Origin of the sequence: Nocardia sp. NPDC052112 (assembly GCF_040680135.1) — a bacterium.
GTDB lineage: Bacteria > Actinomycetota > Actinomycetes > Mycobacteriales > Mycobacteriaceae > Nocardia.
This window is the reverse complement of sequence record NZ_JBFAWD010000031.1, coordinates 41,089-60,043: the sequence shown is the minus strand read 5'-3', so window position 1 is coordinate 60,043 and position 18,955 is coordinate 41,089. Positions and strand designations below refer to the sequence as shown.

The 18,955-nt window shown below is 66.5% G+C and carries 15 protein-coding genes and 1 pseudogene; 7 read left to right on the top strand and 9 right to left on the bottom strand.

Translation table 11 applies throughout. The features are described from left to right. Positions 1-2: 2 nt before the first annotated feature. The 4 genes from AB0L58_RS37550 to AB0L58_RS37535 form a co-directional block, all read right to left on the bottom strand. Positions 3-1,091: an ABC transporter substrate-binding protein gene (locus AB0L58_RS37550; protein WP_364394990.1), complete on the bottom strand. Its 1,089-nt coding sequence runs from the start codon at positions 1,089-1,091 to the stop codon at positions 3-5. Positions 1,092-1,269: 178 nt separating this feature from the next. Then, positions 1,270-2,436, bottom strand: a complete 1,167-nt coding sequence (locus AB0L58_RS37545; protein ID WP_364394988.1) for an alpha/beta hydrolase — start codon at positions 2,434-2,436, stop codon at positions 1,270-1,272. 115 nt (positions 2,437-2,551) lie between these two features. Beyond that, positions 2,552-3,226 carry a dethiobiotin synthase gene (gene bioD, locus AB0L58_RS37540; protein WP_364394986.1) on the bottom strand — a complete coding sequence of 225 codons (675 nt, stop codon included), beginning with the start codon at positions 3,224-3,226 and terminating at the stop codon, positions 2,552-2,554. Next, complete coding sequence (locus tag AB0L58_RS37535) at positions 3,223-4,323, bottom strand: 8-amino-7-oxononanoate synthase (RefSeq protein ID WP_364395060.1); 1,101 nt, start codon at positions 4,321-4,323, stop codon at positions 3,223-3,225. Before AB0L58_RS37535 ends, bioD begins: the two co-directional genes overlap by 4 nt. A gap of 182 nt (positions 4,324-4,505) precedes the next feature. On the opposite strand from AB0L58_RS37535, the gene AB0L58_RS37530 reads away from it, so the two are divergent. Beyond that, positions 4,506-4,826, top strand: a complete 321-nt coding sequence (locus AB0L58_RS37530) for a hypothetical protein (protein WP_364394984.1) — start codon at positions 4,506-4,508, stop codon at positions 4,824-4,826. A 10-nt stretch (positions 4,827-4,836) separates the two neighbouring features. Here the strand turns inward: AB0L58_RS37530 and AB0L58_RS37525 are convergent, their stop codons facing one another. Next, the gene (locus tag AB0L58_RS37525) at positions 4,837-6,105 is read right to left on the bottom strand and encodes an adenosylmethionine--8-amino-7-oxononanoate transaminase (protein ID WP_364395058.1); all 1,269 of its coding nucleotides are present in this window, start codon (positions 6,103-6,105) and stop codon (positions 4,837-4,839) included. A gap of 187 nt (positions 6,106-6,292) precedes the next feature. Between AB0L58_RS37525 and AB0L58_RS37520 the strand changes: the two genes are divergently transcribed. Continuing rightward, positions 6,293-7,225: a bifunctional helix-turn-helix transcriptional regulator/GNAT family N-acetyltransferase gene (locus AB0L58_RS37520; RefSeq protein ID WP_364394982.1), complete on the top strand. Its 933-nt coding sequence runs from the start codon at positions 6,293-6,295 to the stop codon at positions 7,223-7,225. A 3-nt stretch (positions 7,226-7,228) separates the two neighbouring features. On the opposite strand, the gene AB0L58_RS37515 is transcribed toward AB0L58_RS37520, so the two are convergent. After that, positions 7,229-7,666, bottom strand: a complete 438-nt coding sequence (locus AB0L58_RS37515; RefSeq protein WP_364394980.1) for a MarR family winged helix-turn-helix transcriptional regulator — start codon at positions 7,664-7,666, stop codon at positions 7,229-7,231. Between the two features lie 30 nt (positions 7,667-7,696). Here AB0L58_RS37515 and AB0L58_RS37510 point away from each other — a divergent pair, with 30 nt between their 5' ends. The 3 genes and pseudogenes from AB0L58_RS37510 to treY all read left to right on the top strand — a co-directional run bounded on the left by AB0L58_RS37510 (position 7,697) and on the right by treY (position 12,887). Continuing rightward, positions 7,697-8,242: a cupin domain-containing protein gene (locus AB0L58_RS37510; protein WP_364394978.1), complete on the top strand. Its 546-nt coding sequence runs from the start codon at positions 7,697-7,699 to the stop codon at positions 8,240-8,242. Positions 8,243-8,301: 59 nt separating this feature from the next. After that, positions 8,302-10,398, top strand: a pseudogene (gene glgX / locus AB0L58_RS37505) (glycogen debranching protein GlgX); the annotation flags it as partial. Between the two features lie 35 nt (positions 10,399-10,433). Further along, on the top strand, positions 10,434-12,887 hold the full coding sequence (gene treY / locus AB0L58_RS37500; protein ID WP_364394976.1) for a malto-oligosyltrehalose synthase: 2,454 nt from the start codon (positions 10,434-10,436) through the stop codon (positions 12,885-12,887). Here the strand turns inward: treY and AB0L58_RS37495 are convergent. Together AB0L58_RS37495 and AB0L58_RS37490 are read right to left on the bottom strand one after the other, a co-directional pair. Next, the gene (locus AB0L58_RS37495; protein ID WP_364394974.1) at positions 12,873-14,057 is read right to left on the bottom strand and encodes a DUF2235 domain-containing protein; all 1,185 of its coding nucleotides are present in this window, start codon (positions 14,055-14,057) and stop codon (positions 12,873-12,875) included. The genes treY and AB0L58_RS37495 overlap by 15 nt on opposite strands. A gap of 136 nt (positions 14,058-14,193) precedes the next feature. After that, the gene (locus AB0L58_RS37490; RefSeq protein WP_364394972.1) at positions 14,194-15,051 is read right to left on the bottom strand and encodes an MspA family porin; all 858 of its coding nucleotides are present in this window, start codon (positions 15,049-15,051) and stop codon (positions 14,194-14,196) included. Positions 15,052-15,146: 95 nt separating this feature from the next. On the opposite strand from AB0L58_RS37490, the gene AB0L58_RS37485 reads away from it, so the two are divergent. Continuing rightward, a complete protein-coding gene (locus tag AB0L58_RS37485) occupies positions 15,147-17,843 on the top strand; it encodes an AAA family ATPase (RefSeq protein WP_364394969.1) in 2,697 nt (898 codons plus the stop codon). Positions 17,844-18,189: 346 nt separating this feature from the next. On the opposite strand, the gene AB0L58_RS37480 is transcribed toward AB0L58_RS37485, so the two are convergent. Continuing rightward, on the bottom strand, positions 18,190-18,405 hold the full coding sequence (locus tag AB0L58_RS37480; RefSeq protein ID WP_364394967.1) for a hypothetical protein: 216 nt from the start codon (positions 18,403-18,405) through the stop codon (positions 18,190-18,192). 85 nt (positions 18,406-18,490) lie between these two features. On the opposite strand from AB0L58_RS37480, the gene AB0L58_RS37475 reads away from it, so the two are divergent. After that, positions 18,491-18,925, top strand: coding sequence for a nitroreductase family deazaflavin-dependent oxidoreductase (locus tag AB0L58_RS37475; RefSeq protein WP_364394965.1), 435 nt, complete (start codon positions 18,491-18,493; stop codon positions 18,923-18,925). Positions 18,926-18,955 lie beyond the last annotated feature (30 nt).

Here is an 18,955-nt window from a genome sequence, read left to right as displayed (position 1 = left end):
TGCTATTTCGCCTTCGGTTCGAACGCGGCACCGCTTTCGGTGACGGCCTGGGTGATAACGGCGTCGAAGCGCAGATCGAAACCGTCCGCCGCACGCACCTTCTTGGGCAGTTCGCCCGCCTTGTCGATCACGTCGATGGTGCCCTGCTGGCGATCGATGAGCTGCTGATCCAGATGCGGGAAGACATAGGTGCCGAGCGAATCGACAATGCGCTTGGCATCATCGGCGCTGACCTTCTGGTTCTCGACGTAGTACTTGCGCGCCCACTCCTCCTGGTGGGTATTGACCCACTGGTTGGCGCGAATATATGCGGCGACCAGCGCCCTGGTCGCGGCCGCCTTGGCCGGATCCGTCACTGCGCTCCGGCGCGCGTACAGGTAGGCGAGGCCGCCGTAGATGCCGGCGGTCTCCGAATCCGGAATCAGCGAGGCGCCGGGGGTGCGCAACAGCCGAGTGACGTTCGGCTCGATCAGTGGCGCGACATCCACCTGGCCGGTGCGCACGGCATCGAGGAATTCCGCGAGCTGCAATCGAACCAGTTGCACGTCGGCGGGTTTCAGCCCGGCCTTGCCCAAGGCCCGCAGCACCGCGGCCTGTTGAGCGGTGCCCTCCGCATAGGCGATCTTCTTACCCTTGAGATCGGCAAGTGTACTGATCGCCTTGCCCGGTGCCACCGCGAGTTTCAATGCGGTAGCGCTGCTTTGGTAGGCCGCGATGATCGGCACATCCTGCCCGGCCACCTGCGCGTGGATCGGCGGGACATCACCGACCGTCGCGACATCGGCGGCCCCGGCGCGGAAGGCCTCCAGAATGGCCGGTCCGCCGACGAAATTGGCGAATTCCACCTTGAACGGCAACTTGTCGAGCTCGCCGGAGAACTGGAGCACCGACTTGAACCGCTCGGATTGGTCGGCGAGTACCAGTTCGGTGCCTGCGGGAATTTCGGTGGGCAGCGGGGCGTCGGTTTTACCGACCGGCTTGTCGTCGCTCGCGCAGCCGGTCACACCCAGGCTCGCAACGGTCGCCGCGGCGAGCAACGCGGCAATAGTGCGGCCGCGCAGGCCGGTCAGGAACGTACGTGGTCGGAACATGCGGTGATTGAATCAAGACGAAACCGGCACGCATACGGTTTGTCTTAGCCTGATTCCAACTGTATTCACCCACCCCGCCGGCTTCGCCGGCTGCCATCCCCCTGTATTTACCCACCCCGCCGGCTTCGCCGACTGCCATCCCCCTGTATTCACCCCACCCCGCCGGCTGCCATCCCCATCAGCGCGGCGCCGCCGCGGAGATCGTGGCGCGCACCTGTTCCTGGTAGCGCTGGATGAACGGCAGGATCTGCTGGTCGATGATCTGGTTGTAGGCCTCGGGGCGCTGCATCGGATTGGCGTGCCCGGTATTTCGCGGCATAACGACCAGCAGCGACCCGTCGACGCCACCGGCCCGCTCGATGAGCACCTGATGGGAGTACTCGACATCCACCACCCGGTCGTTATCCGGATCGCGCGGTCGGATGTACACAATGGCGGGGCGCGGTTTGCCCGCGACGGGCCGGGACAGCGCGCGCAGATCGTTGATCGCGCCGCCCGCCACGATCGCCAGGAACTGTGTTTCGATCAGGCCGTTGCTGGCCGCGTCCCGGGAGAAGACCTTCTCGCGCAACACTTCTTCGATGACATCGCGCAACGGCTCGAGCCGGACCCCGGGTAACCCATTGGTCCCGCGATCGACGAATCGGTCACGGCGCGCGTAGGTTTCGACCGCGAGCCGCAGTGTGCGGCTTTCCCGTGCCCCGGGCAGCCAGCCCATCCAGCGCACCATATCCTCACCCGCACCGCGACTCTCCGGACGCACGGCGTTCAAATCCACCGGTGTGCAGTCCAGGATCACCCCCACCAGGCGCAGGTCACTGTCGAGGTGGATATGCCGCGCGACCTCGAGCGCGATGACCCCGCCCATACTGTGTCCGACCAGCACGATGTTTTCCAGCCCCGACATCTGCGCGGCACGGATGATCAGATCCGCGATCACCTTGGTATCGATACCCTGATTGTCGTATTTGATGGCCCAGACCACGCCCATCTCGCTGAGGGCGGGCAATGCGGCCGCAGTATTGCTGGCATTGAGACCGCCGAGTCCGACCATATCGACAACGACAGTGTCCCAATCGCGCTCGTGCGCGGGGGTCGCGATCGGCAGGACGGCGGGTTCGGTGCGCGCGAGCCGATCGCGTTCCGGGGCGACGTCGTACACCCAGTACTGGGCGAACACGACGAGCCCGGCGAGCAATACCAAGGCGACCCGCAGCAGCGCCAACCTGGTACGGCGCAACGTCTGCCACCCGTGCCCGAGACGAGTCTCCCGAAGCCGGGCCCTCCGTCGCGCGTCGTCCCAGTCCGAGACGGTGGACGGGTGCCGATCGTCCAACGGCGACATCTATCCCACTGTAGGCACGGTTCGCGAGTGCTGCCAGGCAGCTACGCGTCGTCACCGAGAGCACTCTCCGACCGCTTGGACCTCATGAAGACCAGCTGCCTCCGACGCAGGACCGTCAGCCCAGCGCGGACCAACCCGCTGTGAACCAACCGGGTGCGGCGGCGCGGAAGCGCTCGTGATGCCACCGACCCACGCCTGCGGGCACCGTCCCGACCAATTCGACTCCGGTAACCCTGGGCAGATCAACGCGATTGCACTCCTCGGCCAGTCCGGGCTCATCGGGCCAAGAGCCGATCACCAGCCCAGCACAGCCGACACCGGCGGATGACAGTGCGCGCGTGGTCAATTCGCTGTGGTTGAGTGTCCCGAGCCCGGCCGCCGCGACCACGACCACCGGGGCGTCGAGCTTCTGCGCGAGCTCGAGCAGTGTGAATTCGCCGAGGCGGACCAGCAATCCGCCCGCCCCTTCCACCAAGGTCAGATCCGCATCGGCGAGCGAGTCGATGGCGGCGACGGTTTCGGTCAGCGTCAACAGCGGTTGCCCGCACCGACGCGCGGCGGTGTCCGCCGCCAACGGATCGGGATAGCGGGCGATCTCGAGCGTTCTCGACACGCCGGCGAGACGTTCGACTTCGGCGAGATCGCCGGGTTCACCTGGCGCTATACCGGTCTGGGCCGGTTTGCACACGGCCACCGACCGACCTGCGGCCAGCGCGGCCGCGGCCAGCGCGGCGGTCACCACGGTCTTGCCGACCTCCGTCGACGTACCGGTCACGAACAGCACGCTCATGCCGTCACCAAGCCCCGCGCCCGCGCCAGCACCTCGCCGAGAACCGTTGCGATGGTCTCGAGTTCGGCGGAGCTCAGATTCGCCCGCGCGGTGAGCCGCAGCCGCGAGGTCCCCTCGGGCACCGATGGCGGACGGAAGCAACCCACATCCAGCCCACGCGCGCGACAGGCTTGCGCGGCGTCATAGGCGACCTGCGCCTCGCCGAGCACCACGGACACCACCGCCGAATCCGGTTCCGCCACACCGGCAATGCGTGCGATATCGGCGGCGCGTGCCAACACCCGCTCCGCCATCTCGGGTTCCAGCCGCAGCAACCGCAGCGCCGCCCGCGCGGCCCCGACCGCTGCGGGCGCGAGCCCGGTATCGAAAATGAAGGTGCGTGCCGCATCGATCAGATGCGCGCGCACCCGCTCGCTGGCCAACACGACACCGCCCTGTGCGGCGAAGGCTTTCGACAGGGTCGCGGTGACAACGAGATCCGGTTCCCCGGCCACACCGACCTCGTGCACCAGCCCACGCCCGCCCACGCCGCGCACACCGAGCCCGTGCGCCTCATCCACGATCAAGACCGCGCCGTTCGCCCGGGTGACCCGATGCAACTCGACCAGCGGCGCCAGATCGCCATCGGCGCTGAACACCGAATCGGTAAGTACCAGTGCCCGTTCCTCGTTCCGCTCGGCCAGCAACCGCTCGACCGCCGCGACATCGCAATGCGCGGCGATCGCCACCCGCGAGCGCGACAGCCGACACGCGTCCACCAGCGATGCGTGACTGCCCGCGTCGGAGACGACCAGCGCACCCCGACCGGCGAGCGCGGTCACGACTCCGAGATTGGCGGCGTAGCCGGAGGCGAAGACCAAACCGGCCTCGGCACCGACGAATTCGGCTAGTTCGGACTCGAGCTGCTCGTGTTCGGCGGTGGTCCCGGTGACGAGCCGGGATCCGGTCGACCCGGCACCCCAGCGCCGTACGGCATCGATCGCGCCCTCGATCACTTCTGGATGACGCACCAGCCCGAGGTAGTCGTTGGAGGCGAGGTCGATCGACGGCGACTGTGCCGCGCGCGGCCGCAGTTCACGGCGCAACCCCGCGCGCATGCGCTCGGCGGCGCGTTCATCAAGCCAGCCCAACGGATCGGTAGTCACAGCTCCGCAGCATACTTGAACACCGTTCAAGCCGCATGGTCGGGGGTGGGTGCTGGTACCGTGGGAGCCAATCGTTGAGGGTTCGCCACCGACCAACGGTGGCGCGGCATTTCCGCCAGAGGGAGCAGGGCCGGATGCCACGGTGGGCGATAGTCGTCGAAGAGACAACAGGTTCCGGCGATCACAAGCGTTGGTCGCCGCGGGTACTCGCGGAGGTGGTCGGCACTCGCGAGCAGGCGCTGACCAAATTGCACTCGCTCGTGCCTACCTTCACCCCGCAACACCCGAGACTTCCGGGTCGCCGGGTCCTGCTGCGCGACGGCGACACCTACCTGCTGATCGCCAGCGGCTGGGCCGACGACTACCACTGCGTATTCCGGGTCTGGGAGATCGTCTCCGATACCGATCGCCCCGAGAGTGCGGGAAACGAGCACAACACCCGCAAACACGCCTGATCCAGCCGGATCAGACTCGGGCGGCGGCAACCATACCGGCGGTAATGCGTGCGATGTCCTCGGTCGTGCTGATGAAGGGCGGCATGGCATAGATCAGATCGCGGAAGGGGCGCAGCCACACGCCCGCTTCGACGGCGGCATGGGTGGCCTTACGCATATCCACCGGATGATCGAGTTGCACAACGCCGATAGCCCCGAGCACCCGCACATCCGCCACCCCGGGCAGCGAACGCGCCGGGGCCAGACCGGCTTTCAGTTCCGATTCGATACGGGTCACCTCGGCGCGCCAATCCCGTTGCAGCAGGAGCTCGATCGAGGCCACCGCGACCGCACACGCCAGCGGATTCCCCATGAAGGTGGGACCGTGCATGAGCCCGCCGTGTTCCGCGCTGATGGTCTCCGCGATCCGCGCGGTGCACAGCGCGGCAGCCAAGGTCAGATATCCGCCGGTGAGCGATTTGCCGACACACATCACATCCGGACGCACCCCGACGTGATCGGCCGCGAAAAGCGCTCCGGTGCGGCCGAATCCGGTCGCGATCTCATCGAAGATCAACAGCACCCCGTACTCGTCGCACAGGCGCCGCAAGTCGGTCAGATACCGCGGATCGTGCCAGCACATCCCACCCGCGCCCTGCACCACCGGCTCCACGATGACGGCCGCGAGTTCGTCGGCGTGCGCGGCCAGCAACCGCTCGAAATCGGCCACATACTCGCCCGAATACGCACGCGGCGGCGCCGGCGCGAAAAGCTGCTCCGCGAGCACATCGGTCCACAGCGCGTGCATGCCGCCCTGCGGATCGCACACACTCATCGGCGTGAAGGTATCGCCGTGATATCCGCCGCGCCAGGTGAGCAGCCGCCGCTTCTGCGGCTTACCCGCCGCGCGCCAGTACTGCAGACACATCTTCACCGCGACCTCGACCGATACCGATCCGGAGTCGCACAGGAATACCTTGTCCAGGCCGGCGGGCGTCAGCTCGACGAGCAGTGCGGCCAGCCGGGCCGCCGGTTCATGGGTGAGCCCGCCGAACATCACATGGCTCATCCGCTGCGACTGCGCCACCAGCGCGGCATCCAGGACCGGATGCCGATAACCGTGGATGGCGGCCCACCAGGAACTCATCCCGTCGACCAATTCCCGACCGTCGGCGAGGGTGAGCCGGGTTCCGGAAGCACCGGAAACCACCAGCGGTTCGGTCGTCGCGGGAAAGCCGCCGTAGGGATGCCAGACATGTTCGGCATCGATGGTGGCGATCTCGTCGGGGGTCAGGGCGATGGCAGCCGATGGGGTGGGTGAACTCAATGCCACGGGACTCCTCGCGGTCGCGACGGCCCCGGCCTGCCAGGGCTTGAACGGTGTTCAAGTTACCACTCGAGCTGCACGCGCACGATCACCGATGGAATTCCACACCGACGCGAGCGTTCCGACGTATCCTTTGACTCAGTCAAAGATTGGAGCCGCCGTGACCACCGTTGCCGCCGCCGATATCGACGCCGTGCGCGAATTCAACCGCCGCTACACCCGGGTCATCGGGGTGCTGCGGGAGGGTCTGCTGGACAGCGAATATTCGCTCACCGAAGCGCGAATCATGTTCGAACTGGCCAACTCCGGCCCGACCGAGGTGGTCACGCTGCGCCGCACGCTCGACCTGGACCCCGGCTATCTCAGCCGCATCCTGACCCGCTTCGAAAAGGACGGGCTCGTCCAGCGCAATCGCTCCGAAAGCGATGGGCGGCGCCAAGAGGTCCGGCTGACCCAACGCGGCCGGGAGATCTTCGCGGTGCTCAACCAGCGCTCGAGCGCCGAAGTCGGCTATCTCCTCAATGCGCACAAACCGGCCGAGCGCACGCGGCTGATCACCTCCATGCGCACCATCCAGCGCATTCTCGACGGACCGGGCCCCGGCGAATTGGTGCTGCGCGCCCCGAAACCCGGCGACTACGGCTGGGTCATCCAACGCAATGCCGCGCTCTATGCCGCCGAATACGGGTGGGACACCAGCTACGAGGCACTCGTTGCCCGCATCGTCGCGGACTATCTGGACGACCACGACGAGCGCCGCGAACGCGCCTGGATCGCCGAATACGACGGCGAGCCGGTGGGTTGCGTCTTCTGTGTCGCAGAGGACGAGACCACGGCGCGACTGCGGCTACTGCTGGTCGAGCCGACCGCGCGCGGTCTCGGTGTCGGTTCCGCACTGGTCGAGCGCTGCCTGCGATTCGCCACCGAGGTGGGCTACCGCGACATGGTGCTGTGGACCAACGACATCCTCGCCTCGGCGCGCCATATCTATCAGCGCGCGGGTTTCGATCTCGTCGAATCGAATCCGCACCACAGTTTCGGCCACGATCTGGTCGGCCAGACCTGGCGGCTGACACTGCCCACGAGGCAGTGACATTCAGTCGATCAGCACCTCGTGCACGCGGCTCAGTGATTGCCGCAGCTCCGCCAACCCGCGCTCGCCCAGATCGGCCACCAACTTCCGTTCGATCCGCCGGACCCGCTCCGCCGCCACACCGAGCGCCACATGCCCCGCGGCGGTCAGCACAACGAGCCGCGCCCGGCGATCATCCGGATCGATCTTCCGTTCCACATACCCGCATCGCTCCATATGCGTCACCAACTCGCCCATCGACTGCTGCGTCATGCCCGCTTCCTCGGCCAAGACACTGATCCGCGAACCCGCCGGCGCCAGATAGCGGAACACCGCGTAGTGCGCCGGGCGCAGATCGTCGCGCAGTGCCGCCCGCAATTCCCGATTCAGCTCGCGTTCGAAGGCGTGCGTCGCCTGACCGAGCAGCTTCAACAGCGTGGTGTGAGGTTCAACCGTTGACACATTACAAAGGTTACCTTTATATCTGGAGATATGGGAGACACACTCACCTTCCGCAATGGCCACCGCATCACCTTCGTCGCACGCGGCGAAGACGAGCGCGGCCCCTACCTGCGGCTGGAACATCAACTGGCGGAAGCGGACCGGCAGGCTGGCCCGCATTGGCATCCGGTACTCAGCGAATCGTGGACGTTGCGGCGCGGTCGGCTCCGTTTCAAGATCGATGGCAAGGAAATCGTTGTGCATCCCGGTGATTCGCTCACCGCACCCCCGCGCGCGGTACACGAGTTCTGGAGCGAGGCGCCCGACACCGTCTTCGATCACGAAATCCGCCCGCCGCTGCGGCATTGGGAGATGTTCCAGCTCTGGCACAACCTCGATGCCGCGCACAAGACCACCGTCCGCTCCCGGATGCCGCGCAATCCGTTGGCGCTGGCATTGCTGTGGGATTACCAGGACGGCTATCTCGCGGGCATCCCGGTCTGGCTGCAGCACGCGGTATTCGGCGGACTCGCCCGGCTGGCAACCCGGGTCGGTCTCCGGCGGCGCTGGCTCGAAACCGGTCCCGACCAGGACTGACTCGCCGAGCCACAACCACCCACACCGAGCACGCTCCGGCTGGCGCTAGTGTCGTTGACATGGCTCAGCCCGACGCAGCGCTCGGTGAGGTGACACCCCTCGGTGTCTGGCCCGGCACCGCCTACCCACTGGGCGCGACCTACGACGGCGCAGGCACCAATTTCTCGGTGTTCTCCGAGGTTGCCGACGCGGTCGAACTGTGCCTTATCGCCAGGGACGGCACCGAAACCAGAGTGCCGCTGGAAGAGGTCGACACCTACGTCTGGCACGCCTATCTGCCGACCATCGGACCGGGCCAGCGCTACGGTTTCCGGGTGCACGGACCTTACGATCCCGAGCACGGATTGCGCTGTGATCCAAGCAAATTGCTGCTCGATCCCTACGGCAAGGCCTTCGACGGCGAATTCGACAACCACTCCTCGCTCTACACCTACGGCGAGGATTCGCTGGGGCACACCATGACCGGCGTGGTGATCAACCCGTTCTTCGACTGGGGCGCCGACCGTCCACCGAATCGGCCCTACCACGAAACGGTCATCTACGAGGCGCACGTCAAGGGCATGACGATGACGCATCCCGATATTCCGGAGGAACTGCGCGGCACCTACGCCGGCATCGCGCACCCGGCGATCGTGCAACATCTGAAAGGACTCGGTATCACCGCGATCGAGCTGATGCCGGTGCACCAATTCCTGCACGACCGCGTCCTCTTGGATCAGGGCTTGCGAAACTACTGGGGCTACAACAGCTTCGGCTACCTCGCCCCGCACAACGAATACGCGGCCAGCCCACGCGGCGGCGCGGCGGTCACCGAATTCAAGGCCATGGTGCGCGCACTGCACGCCGAGGGCATCGAGGTCATCCTCGATGTCGTCTACAACCACACCGGCGAGGGCAATCATCTCGGGCCGACCCTGGCCTTCCGCGGTATCGACAATGCCGCCTACTACCGCCTGGTCGACGAGGACCCGTCGCGCTATATGGACTACACCGGCACCGGCAACAGCCTGAACGTGCGCCATCCGCATACGCTGCAGCTGATCATGGACTCACTGCGCTACTGGATCCTGGATATGCACGTCGACGGCTTCCGCTTCGATCTGGCCGCCACGCTGGCCCGGGAACTGCACGATGTGGACCGGCTGTCGACCTTCTTCGATCTGGTGCAACAGGATCCGGTGGTCAGTCAGGTCAAGCTCATCGCGGAACCGTGGGATGTCGGCGAGGGCGGCTACCAGGTCGGCAACTTCCCCGGCCAGTGGACCGAATGGAATGGCAAGTACCGCGATACCGTTCGCGACTATTGGCGCGGTGAACCCGCCACCCTCGGCGAATTCGCCTCCCGGCTCACCGGATCCTCGGACCTGTACGAGGCCACCGGCCGCAGGCCGAGCGCGAGCATCAACTTCATCACCGCACACGACGGCTTCACCCTGCGGGATCTGGTGTCCTACAACGAGAAGCACAACGACGCCAATGGTGAGGGCAATCGCGACGGCGAGAGCTACAACCGCTCGTGGAACTGCGGGGTGGAGGGCCCCACCGACGATCCGGACATACTCGCACTGCGCGCGAAGCAGAGTCGCAACCTGCTGGCCACGCTGGTGCTCAGCCAGGGCACCCCGATGCTCGCGCACGGCGACGAGATGGGTCGCACCCAGCTGGGCAATAACAATGTCTACTGCCAGGATTCACCGCTGGCCTGGATGGATTGGTCGCTGATGCAGACGAATTCGGACCTGTTCGAATTCACCAAGCGAGTGATCGCACTGCGCACCGCGCACCCGATATTCCGCCGCCGCCGCTTCCTGGCAGGCCGACCGACCCGGCCGAAAGATCATGCCGGCGATATCGCCTGGCTCACCCCAGGGGGTGAGGAGATGACATCCGCCGACTGGGACAGCGGTTTCGGCAAATCGCTGACGGTATATCTCAACGGCCTCGGCATCAACGAACCCGGCCCGCGCGGCGAACGCATCACCGACGATTCGTTCCTGCTGTGTTTCAACGCCCACGACAGCGGGCTCGACTTCATCTTGCCCGATCCGGATTACGGCGCGGAATGGACTGTCGCACTGGATTGTTCGATACCCGATGGCCGCGCCGATGCGGCCTATCCGGCGGCGAGCACCATCGCCGTCCCAGCCCGTTGTCTGCTCGTCCTCCACTGCCCCGCATAACCGAAACGCCGATGACCGAAACGCCGATGACCGAGACGCCGAAGATCGAGACGCACACCCATCACACCGACCCCATCTCCCGCGGCCGCACCCCTGCCCGGCAGACAACGGTCCGCAGCACCTACCGACTCCAGCTGCGCCCCGACGCGTTGACCTTCACCGATGCCCGCGCGATCGCGGAATACCTACAACAGCTGGGTATTTCGCATCTGTACCTGTCGCCGATCCTGACCGCGGCGGTCGGTTCGACGCACGGTTACGACGTCACCGACCCGACCACGGTGTCGGCGCCCCTCGGCGGCCCGGCCGGACTCAAGGCGCTCGCGGACGAAGTGCGCAGCCGCGGTATGGGTTTGATCGTCGATCTGGTACCGAACCACGTCGGCGTGGCCGATCCCCGCCAGAACCCGTGGTGGTGGGACGTACTGCGTAACGGTCGCGAATCGCAGTTCGCGCATTTCTTCGATATCGACTGGAGTGCGGGCAACGGCGCGGGCGGTCGGCTGGCACTGCCGGTGCTGCAGGGCGAAAACGATCCGGCCGCGCTGACGGTGGACCGATCCGGTTCGGAACCGATGCTGGCACTGCACGATCTGCGCTTCCCCATCGCGGCGGGCACCGACGGCGACAATGCGCTGCGCATCCACGATAAACAGCACTACCGGCTGGTCAGCTGGAAGGCCGGGCTGTGCACCTACCGGCGGTTCTTCGCGGTCAGCAGCCTGGCCGCGGTGCGTCAGGAGGATCCCGAGGTCTTCGAGATCACCCACCGCGAGCTGGCCGCGTGGTGTGAACACGACCTGATCGACGGCGTGCGGGTCGACCATCCGGACGGATTGTCCTATCCCACCTCGTATTTGACGAAGCTGCGGCGGCTCATCGGCCCGCACCGGCTGCTGCTCGTGGAAAAGATCCTCGCCAATCGTGAACCGCTGGACGCGACACTGCCGGTCGACGGCACCACCGGCTACGACGCCCTGTCCGACTACGGCGGTGTGCTGATCGACCCGAACGGCGAGCAGACGCTGACCGAACTGTCGCGCAAACTGGCCGGACACGGCAGCGACCGCGCTTGGATCGGCGAGACCGAACACCGGATCAAACGCGCGGTGGCGGAGAATATTCTGGCCCCGGAGATCCGGCGACTGGTCGCCGCGATCAAGCGCGACGCACACGCCGAAAGCTTCGACACCATGGCATTGACCAATGCCACCATCGAGGTGCTGGCCTTCATGCCGGTGTACCGGGTGGATTACGCGCCGCTGGCCGGTATGACCGGCGCGGTGGTCGCCGAGGTGGAGAAGCGCAATAGTGAACTGACAGTGCCGTTGAGTGTGCTGGTGACAGCGCTGGCGACCAACGGCGAGGCAGCCGTTCGATTCAGTCAGGTCTGCGGTGCGATCACCGCCAAGGCCGTCGAGGACACCATGTTCTATCAGGCGGCGCGGCTGGTATCCCTGCAAGAGGTGGGCGGCAATCCGGCACGATTCGGCCACTCGCTCAACGAATTCCACCTGTCCAATAGCGAACGCGCGCAGCGCTGGCCCGCCACCATGACGACGCTGTCGACCCACGACACCAAGCGCGGTGAGGATGTGCGGGCCCGGATCGGGGTGCTGTCCCAGGCCGCGGAGACCTGGGCCCGCGCCGTCGAATCCTGGCAGGAAATCGTCCCTGGCCCCGACGGTGCGACGACATTGTTCCTGCTGCAGAACATGTTCGGTATCTGGCCCGCCGACGGCCGCCCGGCCTCGTCGGTGGCCGGACTGCGAGAGCGACTGCATCTGTTCGCGGAGAAGGCGATTCGCGAGGCCGGTGTCCACACCTCGTGGGAGGAACCGGATGCCGAATTCGAGACGAAAGTGCACGGCTGGCTGGACGCGGTGATCGACGGCCCCGTCGGCTCCGAAATCGGTGACCTGGTGCACGAACTCGCCCCACACGCCTGGTCGGATTCGCTGTCGCAGAAGCTGCTGCAGCTGTGCGGGCCCGGAATTCCCGATATCTATCAGGGCTGCGAGCTGTGGGAGGACGGGCTCGTCGATCCGGACAACCGTCGACCGGTGGACTTCGCGGCCCGTGCCGGACTGCTGCAATCGCTCACCGGCACACCGGCTTTGGATACCACCGGCGCGGCGAAGATGTGGATTGTCGCCTATGCGCTGTGGTTGCGCCGCGAACGTCCGGACTGTTTCGTCGGCGGCACCTACCTGCCCCTGTTCGCCGCCGGCGAGCATGAGAGCAGGCTGGTCGCCTACGCGCGCGGCCGGGCCGGTGAGACGCCCGAGGTGGTCGTGGCCGCCACCCGGCACAGCCTCGCGCTGGCCGAAGCCGGGTGGGGCGATACCACTTTGGAGCTGCCGCAGGGCAGCTGGACCGATCGGCTGACCGGCCACACCTTCCAAGGCCGGGCCCGACTGGAAAAGCTCTTCGCCCGGCTGCCGGTGGCGCTACTGGTGCGCTGAGGGCTCCTCCGGCGTCATGGCCGTCACGGTGCCGGTCTTCTCGATCATCGTCTCGGGCACCGCCCCGTCGTTGACCTTCAGCCAGCGCCGGAGATTCGCGGGCCGGTAGTCCACGGCATCCTGCACGGTGGAGGCCAGGCGCACGCCGCGGTCCCCGTCGGTGTACAGCCGCCGCCAGGAGTCCCAGTAGAACCGCGGATTCCGCGGCTGGCGAATGGTGCGCAGCACGTTGAGGATTCGGTATCCGATGCCGAGCGAGCGGTGCAATTCCATATGCTTCGCGCCCGCGGCCGCACACCGCTGGGACAGTCCCTCGAGCCGGTCGTGGTCGAAGGCGAGCCCGACCGCCTCGGCCTGTTCGATCATCCAGCGCAGCGTGATATCGGAGAGTCCACATTCCTGGTAGCCGCCGCCGATATCGCTGTGCACGCCCTCGAACCAGACCTGCTTGACCCGGTCGTAGTCGTGGGAGTACTTCACATCCGGCTCGATCGGCACCTCCCAGAGGCACGGTTCGAAATTGCGCCGCCGCTCATCGAGTGCCAGCGCCTGCCGCGCACAGTAGACATTGCGTCCGAGCTTCACATCGTGGAATCGGTGCCGCAGCGAGGTCAGCCCCGGCACGCCGAGGGCGCCGACGGTATCGAAAACCCCGATGAAGTCGATCTTGGCCGGAGCATCCCAGCAGTTCGCCTTGCGGAAGTCGATCCACTCCTTCGGCTCCTTCGGATCCGGATTCTCCGGGGTGCGCCGCGGTGCGGGCTGATGGTGAATCCGCAAGGCATCCGGGTACTTTCCCTCGATCATCGCATCGGGTGTCATGATCCCGATGCGGCCGATGAGACCGGCCAGGCTGCGCGCGGTGAACGCGCCGCGACTGAAACCGAAGATGAAGATCTCATCCCCCGGTTGCCAGTTCAGTGCCAGATGCCAGTACGCCGAGGACAGATTCGCCTCGAGTCCGAGTCCGAACGCGCCACCCATCAGGCGGTCCGCCAGGAAGCCGCGGGCGCCCGGCCCGGAAACGTAGCTGACCCACTGCTGGATCGGGTCCCCCGACGGTCCCGGCGCCTCGTAGCGGATCGTCTGCGCGATCTTGATGATGTTCGATACCGTGTTGCTGGATTCGGCCTTCCAGGTGCCGTCACAGCAGACGACCAGTCGTTTCATGGGTAAAGCCTCCGCCCCGATTACCGTCGAAACCCGCGTACTCGACTACCCGAATCATCGGCCGTTCAATCGGGGACGTTAATGAAAACCTTGTCTTTCAATGGAAAGACGGGATTTGCGCGAGTACCCGGCGCGGCTACAACCAGGTCGGGTCGCCGAAGACCGCACCTGAATCGTCGACCTCGGGCGAGGTGGCATAGACATAGGCGAATTGCCGCAGGGTGACCGGACCGGTGCAGGTATTGATCTTGATGTGGAAGTCCCGGACGACCGTCTGGATGAGCTTGCCGGGGATCATCTCCTTCTCCGCCAGCGGAACCTCCGCGACCTCACCCGCCTGTAGGTTCACCGTGATCACCGGGTTGGGATTGACGAAAACGGGGAAGAACTGGCCGTCCCCGCCTCCGACCCCGGCCCCGGCCCCACCCCCGTTGCCTCCGTTGTCCGCGGTGTTCCCGTTCCGGTTCTTCCCCTTTTTCCCTTTTTTCCCGTTGGGTACGTCGGGCAGGTTCGGCACCTCGGGCACAGTGGGTACCTGGGGCAAAGTTGGCACGTCGGGCAAAGTAGGCACATCGGGCAAAGTAGGCACATCAGGCAAATTGGGCGCATTCGGCCCGGTGTTCCTGGTGTCCACGCCGAGGGGCAGCGGGACGATGAGGTCGGGTGTCGCGCCGAGGGTGCCCGTACCGATCGTCACAGCACAGCCGACGTGGTAGCCGACCCTCAGCTTGCCCACAGCCGCCGCATTGATCTGACCGTAGGCGGTAGTGGTCACAAAAGCCTCGCGGGTAGTGCCCACTTGATTCAGCGGCGGGATCCGGTTGATGGTCTCGTCCTTACTGCCCACCAGGATGTCGCCACCGATCGGCGATGCGAAACTCTTCTCATGCGATGCCATCGAAATGACTTCGGCCGGTGCGGACGCCATCGATGACATTTCGGCGGCCAGGACGCTGCCGACCACAAGCGCTACCTTCGTCAACTTCGAGGGCATAACCGCACTTTAGTAGCAGGATGCTATGAAAATGGGCTGTGACACGGTCGCTTATCCGATCGAACAGCGTCGTGGCCAACGGTTACGGTGGGCAGATGCTCCATGGAAGAGAAGCCGAACAAGCACGGATCGATCGGCTTCTCGAGCAGGCGCGGGCCGGCCGCAGTGGAGTGCTCGTGGTGCGTGGAGAGCCGGGGATCGGGAAGACGGCGCTGTTGGACTATGCGGCGGCGCAAGGGATTACGTCGGTGCGCAGTGCCGGAATCGAGTCCGAGGCGGAGCTGCCGTTCGCCGGGCTGCATCTGCTGATCAAGCCGGGGATGGCGCTGATAGACGGGTTGCCCGCACCCCAACGTGACGCACTGCGCGGCGCGTTCGGGCTGGCGCCACATGATCCGGCGGATCGGATGCTGATCGGTCTGGCGGTGCTGTCGCTGCTGGCCGAGGAGGCGGCCGAGGGGCCGCTGCTGTGTTTGATCGATGACGCGCACTGGCTGGATCGGGCGACGTCGGAGACGCTGCTGTTCGCGGCCCGGCGCCTCGATGCCGAGGGCGTCGTGATCATCTTCGCGACGCGGACCGGCGAGCAGGATTTTCCCGCGCCCGGCCTACCCGAACTCGCGCTGACCGGCCTGGCACAGGAGTCGGCGGCGGCGCTGGTGGACAGTCGCGGTCCGGATCTTTCCCCCGCCATTCGGTACCGGTTGCTCGCCGAGGCGGGCGGTAATCCGCTCGCGCTGCTGGAGCTGCCCGCGGTATTGGCCGCCGAGGGCGCCGAATCGGGTCGCGGGCCGAATCCCCTGCCGCTGACACAACGGCTCCAGGTGGCCTTTCACGGCCAGGTGTCCCGGCTGCCCGCGGCCACCCGGACGTTGCTCCTGATCGCGGCCGCGGCGGGCACCAACGACCTCACCACGGTGTTGCGCGCCGCCGCCGAACTCGAGGCCGGGCTGCCGGACCTGCAACCGGCTGCGGACGCCGGGTTGGTCGGTAGTGATGGCGTGTACGTGAATTTCCGGCATCCGCTGCTGCGCTCGGCCGTCTACCAGGGTGCGCCGCTGACGCAGCGGCTCGCCGCGCATGCCGCGCTCGCCGCCGCACTGACCGAACCCGAGCACGCCGACCTGCGCGCCTGGCAGCTGGCATCGGCAGCGACCGGACCGGATGAGACCACCGCCACCGCGCTCGAGGACACCGCCGATCGGGCGCGTCGGCGCCGCGGCTATTCCGGTGCGGTGGCCGCTTACGAGCGCGCCGCGGGTTTGAGCACCGACGCCTTCGCTCGGGTCCGACGGCTGGTGGCTGCCGCCGAAACCGCCAGTGAAGCGGGACAATTGGATCGTGCCAGCCGACTGGCCGACCGCGCCGCCGGATTGAGCCCCGACCGAATGCTCACGGCCCGACTGGATCTGGTGCGCGCCACTGCGGAATTCGGTGCGGGCAAACCGCTCTCGGCACACCAGCTGTTGCTCGCGGGTGCCGATCTGGTGCACACCGACGATCCGGCCCGCGCCGCGCGCATCCTCATGCAGGCGGTGCACACGGCCTGGTACCTCGGTGCACCGGAACTCGCGGAGATCGCCGCGCATATCAACGCATTGGACCTACCCGACGCCGAACCGATGACACCCATCGCCCGCTACACGGTCGCGGGCATCGACGGCCGCTGCACCGTCGACCTGCGCGACGCGGCCGCCGCCGCTCGCCGCAACGGTGCGGACAGTCCGCGCGATCTGGTGCAGATGTGCGGTGTCGGGCTGGTCGTCGGCCAGGACGAGCAGGCCGCGGAGCTGGCGCAGACCCTCATTGCCGAATGCCGCGACCAGGGCCGCATCGCACTACTTCCGACCCTGCTGTTCTTCCGCGCCGAGACCGAACTATTCCTCGGCCGACCACGCGAAGGTCGCATCGCCGCGCTCGAAGGACTGCGGATCGCCGAGGATATCGGCCAGCGGCACTGGATCAGCCAGATGTCGAGCTATCTCGCCTATCTGGCGGCATTGGAGGGACGCGAACCGGATTGCCGGGAGCTGGTCGACCGCGCCCTCGCCGAGGAATTGGGTGGTGCCGCCGCACCCGGCGCACCATGGACGTTGGCGGCACTCGGCGTGTTGGATCTCGGGCTCGGCAAGGTCGACAGCGCACTGTCCCGGCTGGAGCTGCTGACCGTGGAACCAGCCCGCCACCACGTAATCGGTCTGCGCGCCCTACCCGACCTGATCGAAGCGGCGGTGCGCATGGGCAGCCCGGAGCGAGCGGGCGACGCGGTTGATCGGCTGCGCGGCTGGGCCACAACCTCGCAACAGGAGTGGGTCACCGCGCTCGTCGAGCGCTGCCTGGCACTGACCGGGCCGGAAACCGAGGCGCAGGGCCACTTCCGAGCCGCACTCGACCGCGGCGGGCGTCCCTTCGAACAGGCCAGAACCCAATTGCTTTTCGGTGAATGGCTACGGCGCAACCGTCGAAAGTCCGAGGCACGCAACCAACTTCGGCCCGCCTTGGAAACCTTCGATCGTCTCGACGCCGCACCGTGGGCCGAACGCGCCCGCACCGAACTCGCCGCCCTCGGCGGCACCACCACCAGCCGCCCCACCACCGGCGTCCTCGCCCGCCTCACCCCACAAGAACTCCAGATCGTCCGCCTCGCCGCCCGAGGCATGTCCAACCGCGACATCGCCGCCCAACTCTTCCTCAGCCCCCGCACCGTAGGCCACCACCTCTACAAGGCCTACCCCAAACTCGGCGTCCTCTCCCGCACCGAACTCGCCAACCTCCCCCTAGACGTCGCCTAGGCGACTGCTGAACAACCCGTGTGTCATCAAGTGGCACTGGCGGCGGGCCACCCCGGACAATGCCGCCACAGACTTCACCTGATCTTGAAATCCCCCGGCGCCGTGGGCCACCCACACAGGCCTCCCGAGCTCCCCGTCGTCCCGCACCAACCTCCTCCTCGGCGTCCGCCTAGGCCGCCGATCAAGATCAAGTGGAACTGGTGGTGGGGCTACTCGGCCGATGCCGCCCCCAGATCCACCTGATCTTGAAACCGCAGGTAGGGCACCAACCCCTTGGGGGCGCTGGCCTCGGCATGGATTGGCTTCTCGGGCGAGGTGCCTTCGTCTCGACTCGGTGCTGCGGCGCCTACGCTCGGCGGCTTGCGCCGACCTGGCCGAGAACCCAGCGTCCGGCACCGACACCGGCAGCGACCAGCACCGCGACCTGGAGCGACCCGGTGATCAGCGCGAGGACGAGGCAGGTGACCAGCCCCAGGGCGATCGCCTCGAGTTTGTACACGGGCCACGCGCTGCCGGCGATATCTACCGCCGTGGGTCGAGTCGGAAGGGGGGCCACTGCCATGTCGTCAGGGTACACGGATCAGGAAGTTCGGGCCACCTAACATTTTTGCGGGAACAGCGGCGGGCGCTGAGGTGTTGCGGGTGTTATGCCATTGACAGGTGAGTACGGACCGAGCACATCCGATTGGGCCCGCGAGCAGGCCGAACAGATCGAGAGTTCCGGCGGGACCGAGGGGCTGACGCTGCAGGGCAAGCCCGTCATCGTCCTGACCACTAAGGGCGCGAAGAGCGGCCTGCTGCGCAAGACCGCGCTGATGCGGGTCGAGCACGACGGCGAATACGCGGTCGTCGCCTCGCTGGGCGGAGCGCCGAAGCATCCCGTCTGGTACTGGAATATCAAGGCCGAACCGCATGTCGAGCTGCGCGACGGCATCGTGAACAAGGACTACACCGCGCGCGAGGTCACCGGCGAGGAGAAGGCGGTGTGGTGGCAGCGGGCGGTCGAGGTCTGGCCCGATTACGCGAACTACCAGACCAAGACGACCCGTGAGATTCCGGTTTTCGTCCTCACGCCGCAATAGATCCGACCGGTAAACCAGCAGTTTGCGCAC

Coding starts and splice junctions, on each gene's coding strand:
- AB0L58_RS37550 (WP_364394990.1), bottom strand. CDS start 1,091: ATGTTCCGACCACGTACGTTCCTGACCGGCCTGCGCGGCCGCACTATT.
- AB0L58_RS37545 (WP_364394988.1), bottom strand. CDS start 2,436: ATGTCGCCGTTGGACGATCGGCACCCGTCCACCGTCTCGGACTGGGAC.
- bioD (WP_364394986.1), bottom strand. CDS start 3,226: ATGAGCGTGCTGTTCGTGACCGGTACGTCGACGGAGGTCGGCAAGACC.
- AB0L58_RS37535 (WP_364395060.1), bottom strand. CDS start 4,323: ATGCGCGCGGGGTTGCGCCGTGAACTGCGGCCGCGCGCGGCACAGTCG.
- AB0L58_RS37530 (WP_364394984.1), top strand. CDS start 4,506: ATGCCACGGTGGGCGATAGTCGTCGAAGAGACAACAGGTTCCGGCGAT.
- AB0L58_RS37510 (WP_364394978.1), top strand. CDS start 7,697: ATGGGAGACACACTCACCTTCCGCAATGGCCACCGCATCACCTTCGTC.
- treY (WP_364394976.1), top strand. CDS start 10,434: ATGACCGAAACGCCGATGACCGAGACGCCGAAGATCGAGACGCACACC.
- AB0L58_RS37495 (WP_364394974.1), bottom strand. CDS start 14,057: ATGAAACGACTGGTCGTCTGCTGTGACGGCACCTGGAAGGCCGAATCC.
- AB0L58_RS37490 (WP_364394972.1), bottom strand. CDS start 15,051: ATGCCCTCGAAGTTGACGAAGGTAGCGCTTGTGGTCGGCAGCGTCCTG.
- AB0L58_RS37485 (WP_364394969.1), top strand. CDS start 15,147: ATGCTCCATGGAAGAGAAGCCGAACAAGCACGGATCGATCGGCTTCTC.
- AB0L58_RS37480 (WP_364394967.1), bottom strand. CDS start 18,405: ATGGCAGTGGCCCCCCTTCCGACTCGACCCACGGCGGTAGATATCGCC.
- AB0L58_RS37475 (WP_364394965.1), top strand. CDS start 18,491: ATGCCATTGACAGGTGAGTACGGACCGAGCACATCCGATTGGGCCCGC.